At 53.4% G+C, this 14657-nt stretch carries 14 protein-coding genes; 9 read left to right on the top strand and 5 right to left on the bottom strand.

The annotated features are described in order from the left end of the window. Positions 1-6 precede the first annotated feature (6 nt). Genes livM through SD961_RS15565 form a run of 3 tightly spaced genes read left to right on the top strand, consistent with a single transcriptional unit; the run spans position 7 to position 2878 of the window. Positions 7-1293, top strand: a complete 1287-nt coding sequence (gene livM, locus SD961_RS15555) for a high-affinity branched-chain amino acid ABC transporter permease LivM (protein WP_318791248.1) — start codon at positions 7-9, stop codon at positions 1291-1293. After that, the gene (locus SD961_RS15560) at positions 1290-2165 is read left to right on the top strand and encodes an ABC transporter ATP-binding protein (RefSeq protein WP_318791249.1); all 876 of its coding nucleotides are present in this window, start codon (positions 1290-1292) and stop codon (positions 2163-2165) included. Before livM ends, SD961_RS15560 begins: the two co-directional genes overlap by 4 nt. Next, a complete protein-coding gene (locus tag SD961_RS15565; RefSeq protein WP_318791250.1) occupies positions 2162-2878 on the top strand; it encodes an ABC transporter ATP-binding protein in 717 nt (238 codons plus the stop codon). Before SD961_RS15560 ends, SD961_RS15565 begins: the two co-directional genes overlap by 4 nt. 92 nt (positions 2879-2970) lie before the next feature. Here the strand turns inward: SD961_RS15565 and SD961_RS15570 are convergent, their stop codons facing one another. After that, the gene (locus SD961_RS15570) at positions 2971-4431 is read right to left on the bottom strand and encodes an AMP nucleosidase (protein ID WP_318791251.1); all 1461 of its coding nucleotides are present in this window, start codon (positions 4429-4431) and stop codon (positions 2971-2973) included. Between the two features lie 262 nt (positions 4432-4693). Beyond that, on the bottom strand, positions 4694-5629 hold the full coding sequence (locus tag SD961_RS15575) for an aromatic alcohol reductase (RefSeq protein WP_318791252.1): 936 nt from the start codon (positions 5627-5629) through the stop codon (positions 4694-4696). A gap of 85 nt (positions 5630-5714) precedes the next feature. Between SD961_RS15575 and SD961_RS15580 the strand changes: the two genes are divergently transcribed. Beyond that, entirely contained in the window at positions 5715-6116 is a 402-nt protein-coding gene (locus tag SD961_RS15580) for a helix-turn-helix domain-containing protein (protein WP_318791253.1), read from the top strand. Between the two features lie 347 nt (positions 6117-6463). Here the strand turns inward: SD961_RS15580 and SD961_RS15585 are convergent, their stop codons facing one another. Then, the gene (locus SD961_RS15585; RefSeq protein WP_318791254.1) at positions 6464-6778 is read right to left on the bottom strand and encodes a CcdB family protein; all 315 of its coding nucleotides are present in this window, start codon (positions 6776-6778) and stop codon (positions 6464-6466) included. Between the two features lie 2 nt (positions 6779-6780). After that, entirely contained in the window at positions 6781-7017 is a 237-nt protein-coding gene (locus tag SD961_RS15590; protein ID WP_318791255.1) for a type II toxin-antitoxin system CcdA family antitoxin, read from the bottom strand. A 418-nt stretch (positions 7018-7435) separates the two neighbouring features. Here SD961_RS15590 and SD961_RS15595 point away from each other — a divergent pair, with 418 nt between their 5' ends. Genes SD961_RS15595 through SD961_RS15605 form a run of 3 tightly spaced genes read left to right on the top strand, consistent with a single transcriptional unit; the run spans position 7436 to position 11231 of the window. Beyond that, positions 7436-8785, top strand: a complete 1350-nt coding sequence (locus SD961_RS15595) for an MFS transporter (protein WP_318791256.1) — start codon at positions 7436-7438, stop codon at positions 8783-8785. Beyond that, positions 8763-10106 (top strand): enolase C-terminal domain-like protein, encoded by a 1344-nt coding sequence (locus tag SD961_RS15600; protein WP_318791257.1) that lies wholly within the window; start codon positions 8763-8765, stop codon positions 10104-10106. The genes SD961_RS15595 and SD961_RS15600 overlap by 23 nt, the downstream gene beginning before the upstream one ends. A 9-nt stretch (positions 10107-10115) precedes the next feature. After that, positions 10116-11231, top strand: a complete 1116-nt coding sequence (locus tag SD961_RS15605; RefSeq protein ID WP_318791258.1) for a lactonase family protein — start codon at positions 10116-10118, stop codon at positions 11229-11231. Between the two features lie 517 nt (positions 11232-11748). Here the strand turns inward: SD961_RS15605 and SD961_RS15610 are convergent. Then, entirely contained in the window at positions 11749-12702 is a 954-nt protein-coding gene (locus SD961_RS15610; RefSeq protein ID WP_318791259.1) for a LacI family DNA-binding transcriptional regulator, read from the bottom strand. A gap of 293 nt (positions 12703-12995) precedes the next feature. Here SD961_RS15610 and SD961_RS15615 point away from each other — a divergent pair, with 293 nt between their 5' ends. Both SD961_RS15615 and SD961_RS15620 read left to right on the top strand, forming a co-directional pair. Beyond that, positions 12996-13310, top strand: a complete 315-nt coding sequence (locus SD961_RS15615) for a PTS sugar transporter subunit IIB (RefSeq protein ID WP_318791331.1) — start codon at positions 12996-12998, stop codon at positions 13308-13310. 12 nt (positions 13311-13322) lie between these two features. Then, complete coding sequence (locus SD961_RS15620; RefSeq protein WP_318791260.1) at positions 13323-14651, top strand: PTS sugar transporter subunit IIC; 1329 nt, start codon at positions 13323-13325, stop codon at positions 14649-14651. Positions 14652-14657 lie beyond the last annotated feature (6 nt).

Genomic DNA, 14657 nt, shown 5'->3' on the forward strand with positions numbered 1-14657 from the left:
TCTGTGATGACGGATGCTGCAATGAAGCCGGGGCTGGATATCAGGCAGAGCCTGATCGATACAGTGCTGGCGGGGCTGTGCGCGCTGGTGGTGTTTGGGCCGATTGTCGGCATAGTGCTGAAGGGCTACAGTTTTGAACTCTCCCCACAGCGGGTGGCGATCCTGGTCGCTGCGGTGATGGTGGGCAGACTGCTGTTGAGCCTGATGCTACAGAGCGCTACCGGACGTAAATTTGTCTCCCGTTTTGAAGGCGCTGATGACGGAGTTTATGTCCGGCCCGCAGATTACCGCAGCCGCCTGCGCTGGATCATTCCCTTGCTGCTGGCGCTGGCGATCCTGTTTCCCTTTATTGCCACCAAATACCTGCTCACCGTGGCTATTCTGGGGCTGATTTACGTGCTGCTGGGCCTGGGGCTGAATATTGTGGTTGGGCTGGCCGGGCTGCTGGATTTGGGATACGTGGCGTTTTATGCCATCGGTGCTTACGGTCTGGCGCTGGGCTATCAATATCTCGGGCTGGGCTTTTGGGCAATGCTGCCGCTTGGCGCAATACTCGCAGCGTTAGCAGGCGCGATGCTGGGGTTCCCGGTATTAAGGATGCATGGGGATTACCTGGCTATCGTCACGCTGGGCTTTGGTGAAATTATTCGTCTGGTGCTGACCAACTGGGTCAGCTTTACCGGCGGCCCCAATGGCGTCTCGGTGCCTGCACCCACCTTTTTTGGCCTGGAGTTTGCCCGGCGAGCCAAAGAGGGCGGGGTGCCCATCCATGAGTTTCTGCATACCACCTACAACCCTAACCTGAAGTTTATCTTTATCTATGCCGTCCTGATCCTGGTGGTACTGCTGGTGCTGTTTATCAAGCACCGGCTGACCCGCATGCCAATCGGGCGGGCGTGGGAGGCGCTGCGTGAAGATGAGATTGCCTGCCGGGCGATGGGGTTAAATCACGTGCTGGTCAAACTCTCCGCTTTTATGCTGGGTGCTTCCACCGCAGGCATTGCAGGCGTGTTCTTCGCCACCTATCAGGGCTTCGTTAACCCCACTTCTTTTACCTTTTTTGAATCAGCGCTGATCCTCGCCATCGTAGTGCTGGGGGGTATGGGCTCGACGCTGGGTGTGGTACTGGCAGCCTTTGTGCTGACCGTTGCGCCTGAACTTCTGCGCAGCTTTGCCGAATACCGCGTTCTGCTGTTTGGCGTGCTGATGGTGGTGATGATGATCTGGCGGCCGCGCGGGCTGGTGCGCACCAGTCGTGTGGGCGTGGCAATGCGCAAGGGAGTAGCACCATGAGCGACAGCATTCTGCGTGTTGAGCATCTGATGATGCATTTCGGCGGCATCAAAGCACTGAACGACGTGAGTCTGGAGATTGAACGCGGCTCGGTCACGGCATTAATCGGGCCAAACGGCGCGGGGAAAACCACGGTATTTAACTGCCTCACCGGCTTTTATCAGGCCACCGGCGGCTCGATTCTGCTCAACGCCCACTCCCGCAGGACCGATGTCATCCAGGTATTGGGGCAGAAAATCCGTTCCGGCGACTTTCTCAATCCTGCACGTCTGGGTTCACGGATCTATTACAAAATGTTCGGCGGCACGCATCTGGTTAACCGGGCTGGCCTGGCCCGCACCTTCCAGAATATTCGCCTGTTCCGCGAGATGTCGGTGGTGGAGAATCTGCTGGTGGCGCAGCACATGCAGGCAAACCGCAATCTGATTGCCGGAATACTCAACACGCCAGGCTATCGCAAGGCCGAGAGTCAGGCTCTCGACCGCGCCTTTTACTGGCTGGAGGTGGTGGATCTGGTGGCGTGCGTCAACAGGCTGGCCGGTACGCTCTCCTACGGTCAGCAGCGCAGGCTGGAGATTGCGCGCGCCATGTGCACCGGGCCGGAAATGATCTGTCTGGATGAGCCTGCGGCAGGGCTGAACCCGGTTGAAACCCAGGCGCTGAGCAAAATTATTCGTTTCCTTCGCCAGCAGCATGGCGTGACGGTATTACTGATTGAGCATGATATGGGCATGGTGATGGAGATTTCGGACCATGTGATTGTGCTGGATCATGGCGATGTCATTGCTCGCGGCACGCCCGCAGAGATCCAGAATAATGCCAGCGTGATTGCAGCTTATCTGGGTGCGGAAGAAGAGGAGATTACCGGATGAGCCAGAGCCTGCTTGAGTTTCGCCATGTCAGCGTTTTCTACGGCCCTGTTCAGGCATTAAAAGAGATTTCGCTGACGGTGAATGAAGGCGAAACGGTGGCGTTGATTGGCGCGAATGGTGCCGGGAAATCAACATTATTAATGTCGATATTTGGTCAGCCGCGTATTGCTGCGGGGGAGATCCTCTATCGCGGGAAAGATATCAGCCATAAGTCGACCCACTTTATTGCCAGCAACGGTATTGCACAGGCGCCGGAAGGGCGGCGGATTTTCCCCGATATGACGGTGGAGGAGAACCTGCTAATGGGCACCATCCCCATTGGCAGTCGATATCAGAACGAGGATAAGGCGCGTATGTACAGCCTGTTCCCCCGTCTGGAGGAGCGGCGCAGCCAGCGGGCCATGACCTTATCGGGCGGCGAACAACAGATGCTGGCTATCGCCCGCGCCCTGATGAGCAGGCCAAAATTGCTGCTGCTGGATGAACCCAGTCTGGGGCTGGCGCCCATTGTGGTGAAGCAGATTTTTCAGATCCTGCGGGAACTGACGCAAGGAGGAATGACGCTGTTTCTGGTGGAGCAAAACGCCAACCACGCGCTAAAGCTTTCGGACCGGGCGTATGTGATGGTGAACGGGCAGATCCGTCTGACCGGCACCGGGCAGGAGCTGCTGGCAGATCCTGAGGTGAGAAGCGCCTATCTTGGGGGGACTTAAGATTAACGTTTAGCTTCAGCCTCTCTCTGGAGAGGCTGAGATAGCATTTCAGCCAGCCAGCCAGCCCGCTCCAGGCAGGCTGGCCTTAGCCTCTAGCGGAACGGCGGCTCGTTAAAGGTACGCAGTTTACGGGAATGCAGTTTATCCCCTTCGGCGCGCAGCAGATCTATAGCGCGAATGCCGATTTGCAGATGCTCCGAGATCGCCCCTTCATAGAAGCGGTTGGCCTGGCCAGGTAGCTTGATCTCGCCATGCAACGGCTTATCAGAGACGCAGAGTAACGTCCCGTAAGGCACGCGGAAGCGATAACCCTGCGCGGCGATGGTGGCGCTTTCCATATCTACGGCTACCGCACGGCTGAGATTGAAACGCAGGGCGGAGGCGGAATAGCGCAGCTCCCAGTTACGGTCATCGGTAGTCACCACCGTGCCGGTACGAAGCCGCTGTTTAACCTGATCGCCTGGCATACCGCTGACCTGCTTGGTGGCGTCATAAAGCGCCCGCTGCACTTCCGCGATGCTGGGAACCGGGATATCGGGCGGAAGCACATCGTCCAGCACGTGGTCGTCGCGCAGATAGGCGTGAGCCAGCACGTAATCGCCAATGGTCTGGCTCTCGCGCAGCCCGCCGCAGTGACCAATCATCAGCCAGGTATGAGGACGCAGCACCGCCAGATGGTCGCAGATGGTTTTAGCGTTGGATGGCCCCACGCCAATGTTAATCAGCGTGATCCCCTGGCCCTCTTTAGCGATCAGATGCCAGGCGGGCATCTGGTGGTTTTTCCACGCCAGACCGGAGATGACCTGCAAAGGATCGGGCGTTTCCGCCGTGACAAAAATGCTGCCTGCGCAGGATAACGCCTCATAAGGCGAGTCAGGGTCCGCTATCTGTTCACAGCCCCAGCGGACAAACTCATCCACATAACGGGTATAGTTGGTGAACAACACGTAGGATTGAAAATGTTCAACGGGCGTGCCGGTGTAATGACGGAGCCTGGCCAGCGAAAAATCGGTGCGTAGCGCATCGAAGTGAGAGAGCGGGAACGCTTCACCCGGCTGATAGAGGCCATCGGCATTTTCATCGCCAATCTGTGCCAGCTCAGTGGTGGGGAAGTGCTTCGCCAGACCGGCGCTCATGGTGCGGTCAAGCCCCAGGTTGGAGCCATCGATCACATAAGGGAAGGGGATCTCCTGGCTGGAGGGTCTCACTTCCAGCGTCACCGGATATTCGCCGGCCAGCATCTCAAGCTGTTCAGAAAGGTAATGCCTGGCCAGAGCCGGGCGGGTGATAGTGGTGGCGTAGCTGCCCGGACGGGTGAAGCGGCCAAAGGCGCGGGTGAGGCGGTGGCCTACATCGTCACCTTCCCAGCTCACGCGCAGTTCAGGATAAACGAACAGGCCGCTGGCGCGCGCGGCTTCGTCCGGTAACTTACCGCTGCTGATATAGGTGGTAATCGCTTCGCGAAGCGCGGTAACGGCCTCTTCATAGAGGGCGTCCAGCTTGTCCAGCGCCCCGGCTACGGACAACCCTTTCGGGGCAGAAGGCTGAGTCATGGTATCTCCCTGGTCTCGGTTTCTCATTATCTTCACAGCATCCTGGCATATTTTTACCGTAAACGCCTGTCGGAAAACAGGTAATTACCTGACCATGCTGGGAAAAATCTCACGCCTGTTCGCCTTATATAGACGGAGTTGAGCTTCAACCGTTCAACGTTATGTGTTGAATGAACTGGTGCCTTCTGAATACAGCAGAAGCAGCATTCAGAAGGTTCGCCTGGCTTATTCTCTGTACAGACCATGAATTAAAGCCTGAAAACTACACGGCACGCTGTTTTGCAAGCCACTGACTGGCCGTTGTGGTTTCAATCCCCTGAAGATAATTGAATGTTTTTTCTTTACTCCACGCCACTCCGTCAGGCCGGGAGAAAGCAAGTCGATATTTTGCTCCCGCATCTTCAGGATTATGCTGCACATCATCCTCAAGCTGTTTTCTGACCAGTAATTTTCTGTTTACTTCAGCGTTCCAGTGGATTTGCATTAAATCGGCCAGCTCACGGTAAGTCAGCGTATCTCCTGCGATAAAGACAATCTCGTTACGAAAAGCAGGTTGATGGAAGAAAATATCTGCAGTCAGCTGGCCGATATTTTCAGGTGTGGTCAGCGTCACTGCATGCTGCCAGTCACCCAGGCCAAAAACAGTTTTACTTTGTGCATCAACTACACCAAAGCCAGGGTCAAACAGGTAGCTGGTGAAAATTCCGGTAGAGACAATGACCCATTCCGTCGCATTTTGCCCGCGCAAAAGATGGCGAACCTCCAGTTGTTCATCCCATACCTGCTGTCCGCTGCCTTTACCAACAACGTCATAGTCAACGCCAAACTGCCACGGAAAGTATCGTGCCACAGCCGCTCTTAATACCGAATGCGTAATTTTTATCTGTGTTCCCGGCCCGCCGACAAAACCACTGCAGTTGATGACGGTGTCGAAAGGATCAAATATTTCACTTAGCTCCTCAATACTGTTTTTCTGCAGATCGCCCTCGACTACAGAAATGCCCAGTTTCATCAACTCATCCAGTCGTGCCCTGCGTGGACCAGAAACGGCGTTAGCAGCTTCTTTTTTTAGTAACACGCTGATTTTTAGATCGCTATGTTTCTGCGCTTTATAAGACATCGCTCGTAACACTTGAAGACCAAGCTCTCCTGCGCCGAGTATGAGAACAGTATTTAAAAATTTGTTTTCGGATTTCATTCTTGCCTCCTGTCGTATTAAAACGTCATCCTGACAGCTGAAAGAGCCTGCCTCAATTAGGCACATAAATGATACCGGAGGTGATATGGAGTCTGAACGGGAAGCATTGCTGCAATTTTCAAAGGAATTTTGTGCAGAATTAAGCAACGATGATGAGGGACTGAAACGTGAGATCCTGGCTCATGCTGGTAATCGCTGGTCGCTGGGCGTGTTACATATTCTCGGTACCTGCGGTTCTCTTCGCTATGGAGAGATACGCCGCAACCTTACGGGGGTCACTCAAAGAATGCTGACGCGAACACTGCGTCATCTGGAGCGTGACGGACTGATATCCCGCTGTGATTACGAGGAGAAATTACCCCGGGTGGTTTATGCAATTACAGATTCTGGAAAAGAAATGCTTCTTCGGATGTTACCTTTATGGTCGTGGATTATCACATCCGCCGACTATTTCCGCATAGCCAGAGCACGATACGATGGTGATTAAGAATGTTCATCTGACCTTTTGGTAGAGAGAGGCGAGACGCCTTTATTAATGTTGGAAACTGAGCAAAGTAGTCTGAAAACAAGACATTAACGCCTGAATATTATGAGCATTATATGCTTCACACCGGGCCTTAAAGTGCGTTGCTGCCGAGATAACAACCAAAATTATGAGGGAAATAAATTATTCCATCACCCGATTATCATCGCCGCAATTCAAGTCAGCCGCTGATTTAGCCCAGGCGTTAGCGAACTCCTCAGTACTTTTCCTATAGTCATAAGAAACAGCGACTATTTGGCGAAACAAATTTTGGGGCTGACCGAAACGAAAATAGCAGCTTTAAAAGGGGATTAAATACCGTCGAGAAGAAAATCAATCGCGGCTTTGATCTGGGTACGATATTGAGAAGCATCGCAGAATACCGTCCCCAGAGAACGAGCGGGAATGCTCGCCATCTCATGCGTCATAACTGCATATTCTTTATCGTCGGTCAGTTTGATAAGCGGAACCAACCGTTCGGGGCGTGTGCTGCCTGGGTACTTTTCAACAGGCAGAAGGGGGACAACAATCCTGCGGTTTAACTGGCCGATAATATCGCTGGTTACATCAAGCAGCAGGGGATAGAGGGCGCTCTTCCCGGTGTTACCGTATACAGTGAACTGCATGCTTAAAATGTCCTGTATTCATCGCTGAAACAACCAAATTCATCGTGAAAGCGGTTAAGTGCTTCCAGCGCTTCGCTATTTTCCTCCTGCCACTTCTTCGCTTCATACTGGCGTAGCTCAGCGTCAAGGGCTGCGCTCAGGATGGCGCTAAGATTAATTCCAGCCTCACGCGCACGGCTGAGTAAGGTTCGTTCTACGGTCATGGTAACGCTTTGCGTTGCTCGTTGTGTTGCGGCCATAAATACCTCGCGTCAGATGCCGTGTAATCAACACGGCTAATTGGACGTAGCATAACACCATCAAGGCAAAGGAGCGAAAAAATCAGGGGTTCCGGCGTAGAATCCTGTTATGTGTGTTAACGGGCCGGAATAAATGGGCAAGATGTTAATGTTATGGACTAATCAGCGGGATATCACCCTTAAGTGTATCCTGGCCGGTAAACTTCCGCAGAATGCCTGTATCAGGCGATATGAATCGTACTGGCCAGTGAGCCAGCGCACAAACCAGCACTAAAATCTTCCACAAAAATCAACATAACCCTATGAATTTTAACAAGAGTAGGGCATTTGCATAAGCGTTATCGGGCAATACCACATATCCGCCTGCCATTTCAGCTGCGTATACCTATAGCGGTGCTTTTGACCCTACAGGTGACGCATGACACAACAAGATGAATTATCACCCGATCACGAGGCGCATATCGCTTCCGCCATCGGCAAGTTTTTCCGCCGGATCATTCCGATGCTGGCATTGATGCTTATCGTTAACCAGATTGACCGTGCCAATATTGGTTTCGTGAAAGCCCAACTGCAAACCGATGCTGGTATCAGCGCCGCCGCTTTCGGCTTAGGCGCAGGGCTGTTCTTTATCGGCTATGCGCTGTTTGAAGTGCCGAGCAATATGATGTTGAAGAAACTCGGCGCACGTGTGTGGCTCACGCGCATTATGATCACCTGGGGCATGGTGGTGGTGGTGACCGGCTTCGTTAGCACACCGCTGCATTTCTATCTGCTGCGTTTCCTGCTCGGCGTAGCGGAGGCTGGCTTCTTCCCTGGCGTGCTGTTCTATTTTCGTCAATGGGTGCCGAATGCCTTGCGAGGACGCGCTACCGCCATGGTGTTAAGTGCAACAGCCAGCGCCTTTCTCTTCTCCGGCCCGCTCACAGGCGCAATCCTGATGATGCATGATGTTGGCGGCATCGCGGGCTGGAAATGGGTAATGTTTATGGAGGGCGGCGGATCGATAGCGATCGGCTTGCTGGGGGCATTTGTGTTGGTCTCTAAACCAGAAGGGGCGAAATGGCTCAGCGACGCGGAGAAACAGGCGCTGGCGCAGCAACTGGCTCTGGAAGATGCTGCACGTGAAGAGCATGCGGTAACATATGGTCGCTGGGGGTTGCTCTCCGACCGCAGCCTTTTGTCTTACTGCCTGATCTTCTTCACCATGACCATGACCGGCTACACCCTGGTGTTCTGGTTACCGCAAATTATTCAGCGTATTCAGGGCTTCAACAGTTTTGAAACCGGACTGCTGACAGCCATTCCGTGGCTGTTCGCTATCCTGGCTCTGTTTATGCTGGGCAAAGCCACCGATCGTTATCGCGATAAGCTGAGTAAAGGGCTTGGCATCGCCATGCTCATCGCCGCTTGCGGTACTTTTATGGCCACCTTTGGCTCGCCGTGGTTTGGCTTTGTGGCGATGATTGTGGCTTGTATTGGTTCCAAGGTGAGCGCCGCATTCTTCTGGCCGATGCCGCAAAGCGAGTTGCCCGCTTCGATCGCTGCACCTGGCATTGCGATGATCAACTCAGTTGGTAACCTTGGCGGATTCTTTGCGCCCACAGTGTTCGGCTATCTCGAAATGCACACCGGCAGCACCACCGGCGGACTCTACGCGCTGACCAGCGTCTCAGTAGTAACCGGGTTGTGGCTGCTGCTGCGTAGTAAACCTGTTCCCCCCGCATTCGGTCACAAGGAGAGAAACCATGTCAGACAGTCCAGTCATTAAATCTATGCGCATCGTACCGGTTGCCGGCTACGACAGCATGCTACTGAACATTGGCGGCGCCCATAACTGCTTCTTTACGCGCATTATCGTGATCCTGACCGATTCTGCCGGGCATACCGGCGTTGGCGAAACGCCGTGTCATGCCTCAACCTTGCAGTTGCTGGAGCAGTTTCGCCCGCTGATTGAGGGCAGTTCGCTGCTGCGCCTTAACGCTACGCTGAGCCAGCTCTTCAGCAGCGAGGCGCGTCAGCAGCAAACCTCACATACCAATGACATTCATATACCGCAGATGAATCCGGAGAAGTTTTATAACGCCGCAGCAGCCATCGAAGCCGCGCTGCTGGATCTGCAGGGCAAACTGTTCAACCTGCCGGTGGCAGATCTGCTTGCCAGCGGTAAACAGCGCGATCGTATTCCGGTGCTGGGCTATCTGTTTTATATCGCCGATCGCAAGCTCACCAATATGAACTATCGCTCGGCCGATAATGAGCAAGATGGCTGGTTCCGTCTGCGTCATGAAGCGGCGATGGACAAAGCAGCAGTGGTGCGGCTGGCCGAAGCGGCGGTTGAGCAGTACGGCTTTCGTGACTTCAAACTGAAAGGCGGCGTACAGTCAGGCGAAGTGGAAGTTGAAACGGTTGAAGCGCTGCTGGCTCGTTTTCCTGAAGCGCGCGTTACCGTTGATCCCAACGCCAGCTGGTCGCTGGAGGAAGCGATTCGCTTTGGTAAACAGCTGGCGGGTAAGGTGCCCTATCTTGAAGATCCCTGCGGCGCAGAGCAGGGTTATTCCGGCCGGGAAACGCTGGCCGAATTCCGCCGCGCCACGGGCGTGCCGGTTGCCACCAACATGATCGCTAACGACTGGCGACAGCTGCATCATGCGCTGCAACTGAATGCTATCGATATTCCGCTTGCCGATCCGCACTTCTGGACGATGCGTAACGCCAACGTGGTGGCGCAGTTGTGCAATGAATGGGGGCTGACTACCGGTTGCCACTCCAACAATCATTTTGATATCTCGCTGGCCATGGTGGCGCACCTTGGTGCAGCGGCGCCGGGCGATCGTCAGACCGCTTTTGATACCCACTGGATTTGGCAGGATGGCCAACACCTGACGCGTCAGCCGCCACAGATCCGTGATGGCTATCTGGAATTACCGCCGGGTCCAGGTCTGGGCATCGAGTTGGATATGGAACGCGTCGAACAGGCACATGCGCTCTACAACGCGCTGCCGGATAAAAATCGTAACGATGCGTTGGGGATGCAATTTTTGATCGATAACTGGCGCTATGACGCCAAACGTCCCTCATTGGTACGCTAAGGAAGCAGCATGAAGAAAATATTACGTACGGTGACGCTGTTAGCGTCGATTGCAGCCAGCGCGCCATTGCTGGCGCAAACTTTTGTCTACGTGTCAGAAGCCAGTGATGGCACTATCGCGCGCTATACGCTGAACGAGAAAACGGGCGCGTTGCAGCTGTTGGGACGCACGCAAACCGCTGGAAAAGTGATGCCGATGGCGCTGAGCGCCGATCATAAACATCTTTATGCGGCGATTCGCAGTAAACCGCTGCAACTGGTGAGCTGGAGCATCGACAGCAAAACTGGCGACCTGAGCCAGTTGAATTCCGTGGCCGCTGCGGCCAGTTATCCCTATATCAGCACGGACAAACAGGGGCGTTTTCTGCTTGGCGCCTCCTATGATGGCGACGTGGTGCACGTCTATCGGCTCGCCAGCGATGGCAAAGTGAATGCGTCACCGGTCGGGAGCTTTAAGACCGGACATGCGGCACATTCGGTAATTGTTGATGACAGCGGAACAAATGCCTATGTCGGCAATCTCGGTACCGATCGTGTGTTGCAGCTGAAATTGGGCGCCGGGGGTGAATTGACGGCGCTCGGTAAGGGTTATGTCAGCACCGCCGCAGAGAATGGACCGCGCCATTCGGTGCTGTCACCGGATAATCGCTATCTCTATAACATTGGCGAGATGGGCGGCATTATCACTCAGTTCCGTCGTGAAGCGAGCGGCGAACTGGTAAAAGTGGCGGAGATCCCAAATGCCGTTGCTGAAAAATACCAACTGGAACATGGAAAAGAGCGTCCAGCGGATTACAGCGACACCACGCCGCGTATCTGGGCAGCCGATATTCGCCTGACGCCGGATGGGCGTTTTCTTTATGTCAGCGAGCGGACCAGCAGCACCGTTACCGGTTACCGGGTTAACAAGGAGGACGGCAAACTGACGCTGATTGACAGCTGGCAGGTTGAAAAACAGCCGCGCGGCATTGCCATTTCAGCTGATGGTCGCTGGCTGATTGCCAGCGGTGAGAAGAGTGCGGTTACCGGCAGCTATGAAATTAATGCTAAAACCGGGGCGCTTAAGCGGGTGGGCGAAGCACCTGCCGGAGGTGATGCGAATTGGGTCACCGTAGTGACCTATTAAGTTCACCCTGTAAGAAGTCACCCGGAAAGGTCGCCATTTATGGCGGCCTTTTAACTGCTCTGCGCGGATGGTGTAAGGTCGCGTCTGAAGGGGCATCAGTGACAAGGGTAAACAAAACCTTCGTTTCTTCTGTTCGTTAAATAACTAACGGACTGACCGGTGATATCCCCCTGAATCTTGCGGCTGCGGTTACTGTTATTTGTGGGGCAGGGGATGTTTAACGGCTTCAAACGTCACTTCTTATACACTTCCTTGTGGCGATTTCATCTCTTATTGATCTCCCCAATCCCTGAGGCTGATTTAAATACTTAACTACGCTTTGGCACAGGATTGATCCGGGCTTGCTGGGCGGGTAATAATCCCATGGTAGTGATGCCGTGATGCGAACGACCGTGCAGCCATTCAGGAAAAAGAATGTAATCTTCATGCGCTGGAAATGGGTGACGCCGGGGCAGAAGAGGCGTCATAAATTTATATCTTTCATTCCGACCAGCACTCCCGGCCAGCAAGAAGCCAGTTAACGCTTACGCATATCCGGAATGATCAGATCGCCGCGCAACACGGAGGATCCCAGCATATTTTGGGTTTTTGTCGTCAGCCAGTTAACAATCCTGGAAGCCATGGCATCCATAGAGTACTCAATGGCGGGAATGGTAGGGATACCGGGCAACTGCAGCGAGCCTGCCAGGCTGAATACCATAATGTCGGCGGGTACGGATTTATTAAATGCCTGCAACTGGGCAATCACGTTCTGCGCTTCTTGTTCGTTAGCCACCAGAAGGGCGTTGAAATTGCGGGTGCTGGCATTGTTCAGCAGCATTTGAATGGCTACAGAAGAAGAAACCGAATCCATAATAACCAGATTGCGGTTAAAGGGCAGAAAATTCGTTTCCAGTGCAAGTTTATAGCCAAAGAGAACCGGCTCGGCAGCGCCGCCTGCTTCAGGATAAATCAACGCGATTTGGCGCTTGCCCTGGTTAATCAAATAATTACAGGCCGTCTCAGCGGCAAAAGAGTGATCAAACTGAATGCTGTTTGGGCCTTCTGCTTCTACGCAATCCACCAACACCACATTTTCATCTGCAATGTTCAGAGGAAAGCGGGCGCCGATAATCAGCACGTCATCGCACAGACCGCAGCTGAGTTCATCCAGCGCATTCATAATTTCTGTCTGGCTATTCGCGAAGCGCAACAGCAGATGTTTTTGATGCTGGCTTAACTGCTTCTCCAGCGCGTAGAGATAGGCGGTTGTCTGATTGATATTTTCCTGCGCGCAGATAACGCCGATGCAGTTAGTGGTCTGACTGAACAGGGATTGTGCGATCACATTAGGTCGATATTTCAGTTCATCGGCAGCTTTCAGTACGGCAAGACGACTGGCTTCCTTAACGCCGCGCGAACCACTCAACACCCGTGAAACTGTGGCTTTTGACACCCCAGCCAAACGTGATACATCGTTGATAGTAGACATCTTTCTCCCCTGGACCCTGCGTATTACTTTTCAATATGAATGCCAACGTTAGCGCATTTATTCACCGCATAAAGTATAGCCATTTCCCTTTCGCATGGAAACTCATTTTCCATTTGGCTACTTCAGCTATCCAATTTGCCAGAAATTATGTGACGCAAATCGGATAAAGAACCCCCTTAAACTCCAGATATTGATAAGTATCACAGTTCTTATCTTCACTGATGGAAACCGGTTTCCATATGATATCCAATCATCGCCACACTAAAGCGTGAAACGTTGAGGATGGGATGTCGATGTACAAAATAATGTTGTGTTGCTCTGCAGGGATGTCCACCAGCCTGCTGGTGCGAAAAATGGCAGAAGTTGCTGCAGAAAGAGGCTTAGAGGTTGAAATTAATGCCTTTGGCATCGCGGAATTTGATGAACAGTTCCCGCGTTATCAGGTGGTGCTACTTGGGCCACAGGTAAAATATATGCTGAAAACATTGTCAGAAAAAGCGGCCACCCAGGGCATTCCCGTTCAGCCTGTCGAGATGATGGACTACGGCATGCAACGCGGTGACAAGGTTTTAGACTACGCTCTGTCGCTCATTGAAGCGGCTAACTAAAAAGGTGCGCTTATGAGTTCGTTATATCAATCTATGATTGCGGTCATTGAGCAATCCATTACACCGTTAGCGGGTCGTCTTGGGCAACAGAAGTACGTCATTGCGATCCGTGACGGCTTTACCGCCGCGCTGCCCTTTATGATTATCGGCTCTTTCATGCTGGTATTTATTTTTCCGCCTTTCTCTGAAACCACCACTAATGGTTTTGCCCGAGCCTGGCTGGATTTTTCTACCACCTATCGCGATCAACTGATGCTGCCGTTTAATCTGAGCATGGGCGTGATGACATTTTTTATCTCGGTTGGCATTGGCGCGAGTCTGGGGCGGCAATTTTCGCTCGATCCGGTGATGTCAGGTTTGCTGGCATTTATGGCCTTCCTGCTGGTTGCCGCGCCCTACAGTGACGGCACCATTTCCACGGAATATCTCTCCGGGCAGGGGATTTTTACCGCGCTGATCACCTCCATCTACACGACGCGCATCTACGCCTGGCTCAAGCAAAACAACATCACCATTCGTTTACCCAAAGAGGTGCCAACCGGTGTTGCCCGTTCGTTTGAGATCCTGATCCCTGTCGTGGTGATTATTGGTACGCTGCATCCGCTTAACTTATTTATTGAAGCCAAAACCGGCATGATTATTCCGCAAGCCATTATGCATCTGCTGGCGCCGCTGGTTTCTGCTTCCGATTCTCTGCCCGCGATCCTGCTCTCTGTGCTGCTGTGTCAAATATTCTGGTTCGCCGGTATTCACGGCGCGCTGATTGTGACCGGCATCATGAATCCCTTCTGGATGGCTAACTTATCCGCTAACCAGGCGGCTCTGGCGGCGGGCAGCGCACTGCCGCACATCTATCTGCAAGGCTTCTGGGATCACTTTCTGCTTATTGGTGGTGTGGGATCTACACTGCCGCTGGCTTTCCTGTTACTGCGCAGCCGCGCCGTCCATCTGCGCACCATCGGCAAAATGGGCGTTGTACCGAGCTTCTTTAACATCAATGAACCGATCCTGTTCGGCGCACCGATCATTATGAATCCGATCCTGTTTATCCCGTTCGTCTGTGTCCCGATGATCAACGCCGTACTGGCTTACACGGCGACCAAAATGGGCTGGCTGGCACAAGTTGTCTCGCTCACGCCATGGACCACGCCAGCCCCGATAGGCGCGTCGTGGGCAGCAAACTGGGCGATCAGCCCGGTGGTGATGTGTCTGATTTGCATGGTGCTCTCAGGCCTGATGTACCTGCCTTTCCTGCGTGCTTACGAACGTTCACTGTTGAAAACAGAAGAGCAGAAAGCGCAAAGCAGTAGCCCCCTTGCTGAAACGATTGGCACTAACTAATGAGTC

The organism is Erwinia sp. MMLR14_017 (genome assembly GCF_033657285.1).
In the GTDB taxonomy this organism is placed as follows: Bacteria; Pseudomonadota; Gammaproteobacteria; order Enterobacterales; family Enterobacteriaceae; genus Erwinia.

Coding starts and splice junctions, on each gene's coding strand:
- livM (WP_318791248.1), top strand. CDS start 7: ATGACGGATGCTGCAATGAAGCCGGGGCTGGATATCAGGCAGAGCCTG.
- SD961_RS15560 (WP_318791249.1), top strand. CDS start 1,290: ATGAGCGACAGCATTCTGCGTGTTGAGCATCTGATGATGCATTTCGGC.
- SD961_RS15565 (WP_318791250.1), top strand. CDS start 2,162: ATGAGCCAGAGCCTGCTTGAGTTTCGCCATGTCAGCGTTTTCTACGGC.
- SD961_RS15570 (WP_318791251.1), bottom strand. CDS start 4,431: ATGACTCAGCCTTCTGCCCCGAAAGGGTTGTCCGTAGCCGGGGCGCTG.
- SD961_RS15575 (WP_318791252.1), bottom strand. CDS start 5,629: ATGAAATCCGAAAACAAATTTTTAAATACTGTTCTCATACTCGGCGCA.
- SD961_RS15580 (WP_318791253.1), top strand. CDS start 5,715: ATGGAGTCTGAACGGGAAGCATTGCTGCAATTTTCAAAGGAATTTTGT.
- SD961_RS15585 (WP_318791254.1), bottom strand. CDS start 6,778: ATGCAGTTCACTGTATACGGTAACACCGGGAAGAGCGCCCTCTATCCC.
- SD961_RS15590 (WP_318791255.1), bottom strand. CDS start 7,017: ATGGCCGCAACACAACGAGCAACGCAAAGCGTTACCATGACCGTAGAA.
- SD961_RS15595 (WP_318791256.1), top strand. CDS start 7,436: ATGACACAACAAGATGAATTATCACCCGATCACGAGGCGCATATCGCT.
- SD961_RS15600 (WP_318791257.1), top strand. CDS start 8,763: ATGTCAGACAGTCCAGTCATTAAATCTATGCGCATCGTACCGGTTGCC.
- SD961_RS15605 (WP_318791258.1), top strand. CDS start 10,116: ATGAAGAAAATATTACGTACGGTGACGCTGTTAGCGTCGATTGCAGCC.
- SD961_RS15610 (WP_318791259.1), bottom strand. CDS start 12,702: ATGTCTACTATCAACGATGTATCACGTTTGGCTGGGGTGTCAAAAGCC.
- SD961_RS15615 (WP_318791331.1), top strand. CDS start 12,996: ATGTACAAAATAATGTTGTGTTGCTCTGCAGGGATGTCCACCAGCCTG.
- SD961_RS15620 (WP_318791260.1), top strand. CDS start 13,323: ATGAGTTCGTTATATCAATCTATGATTGCGGTCATTGAGCAATCCATT.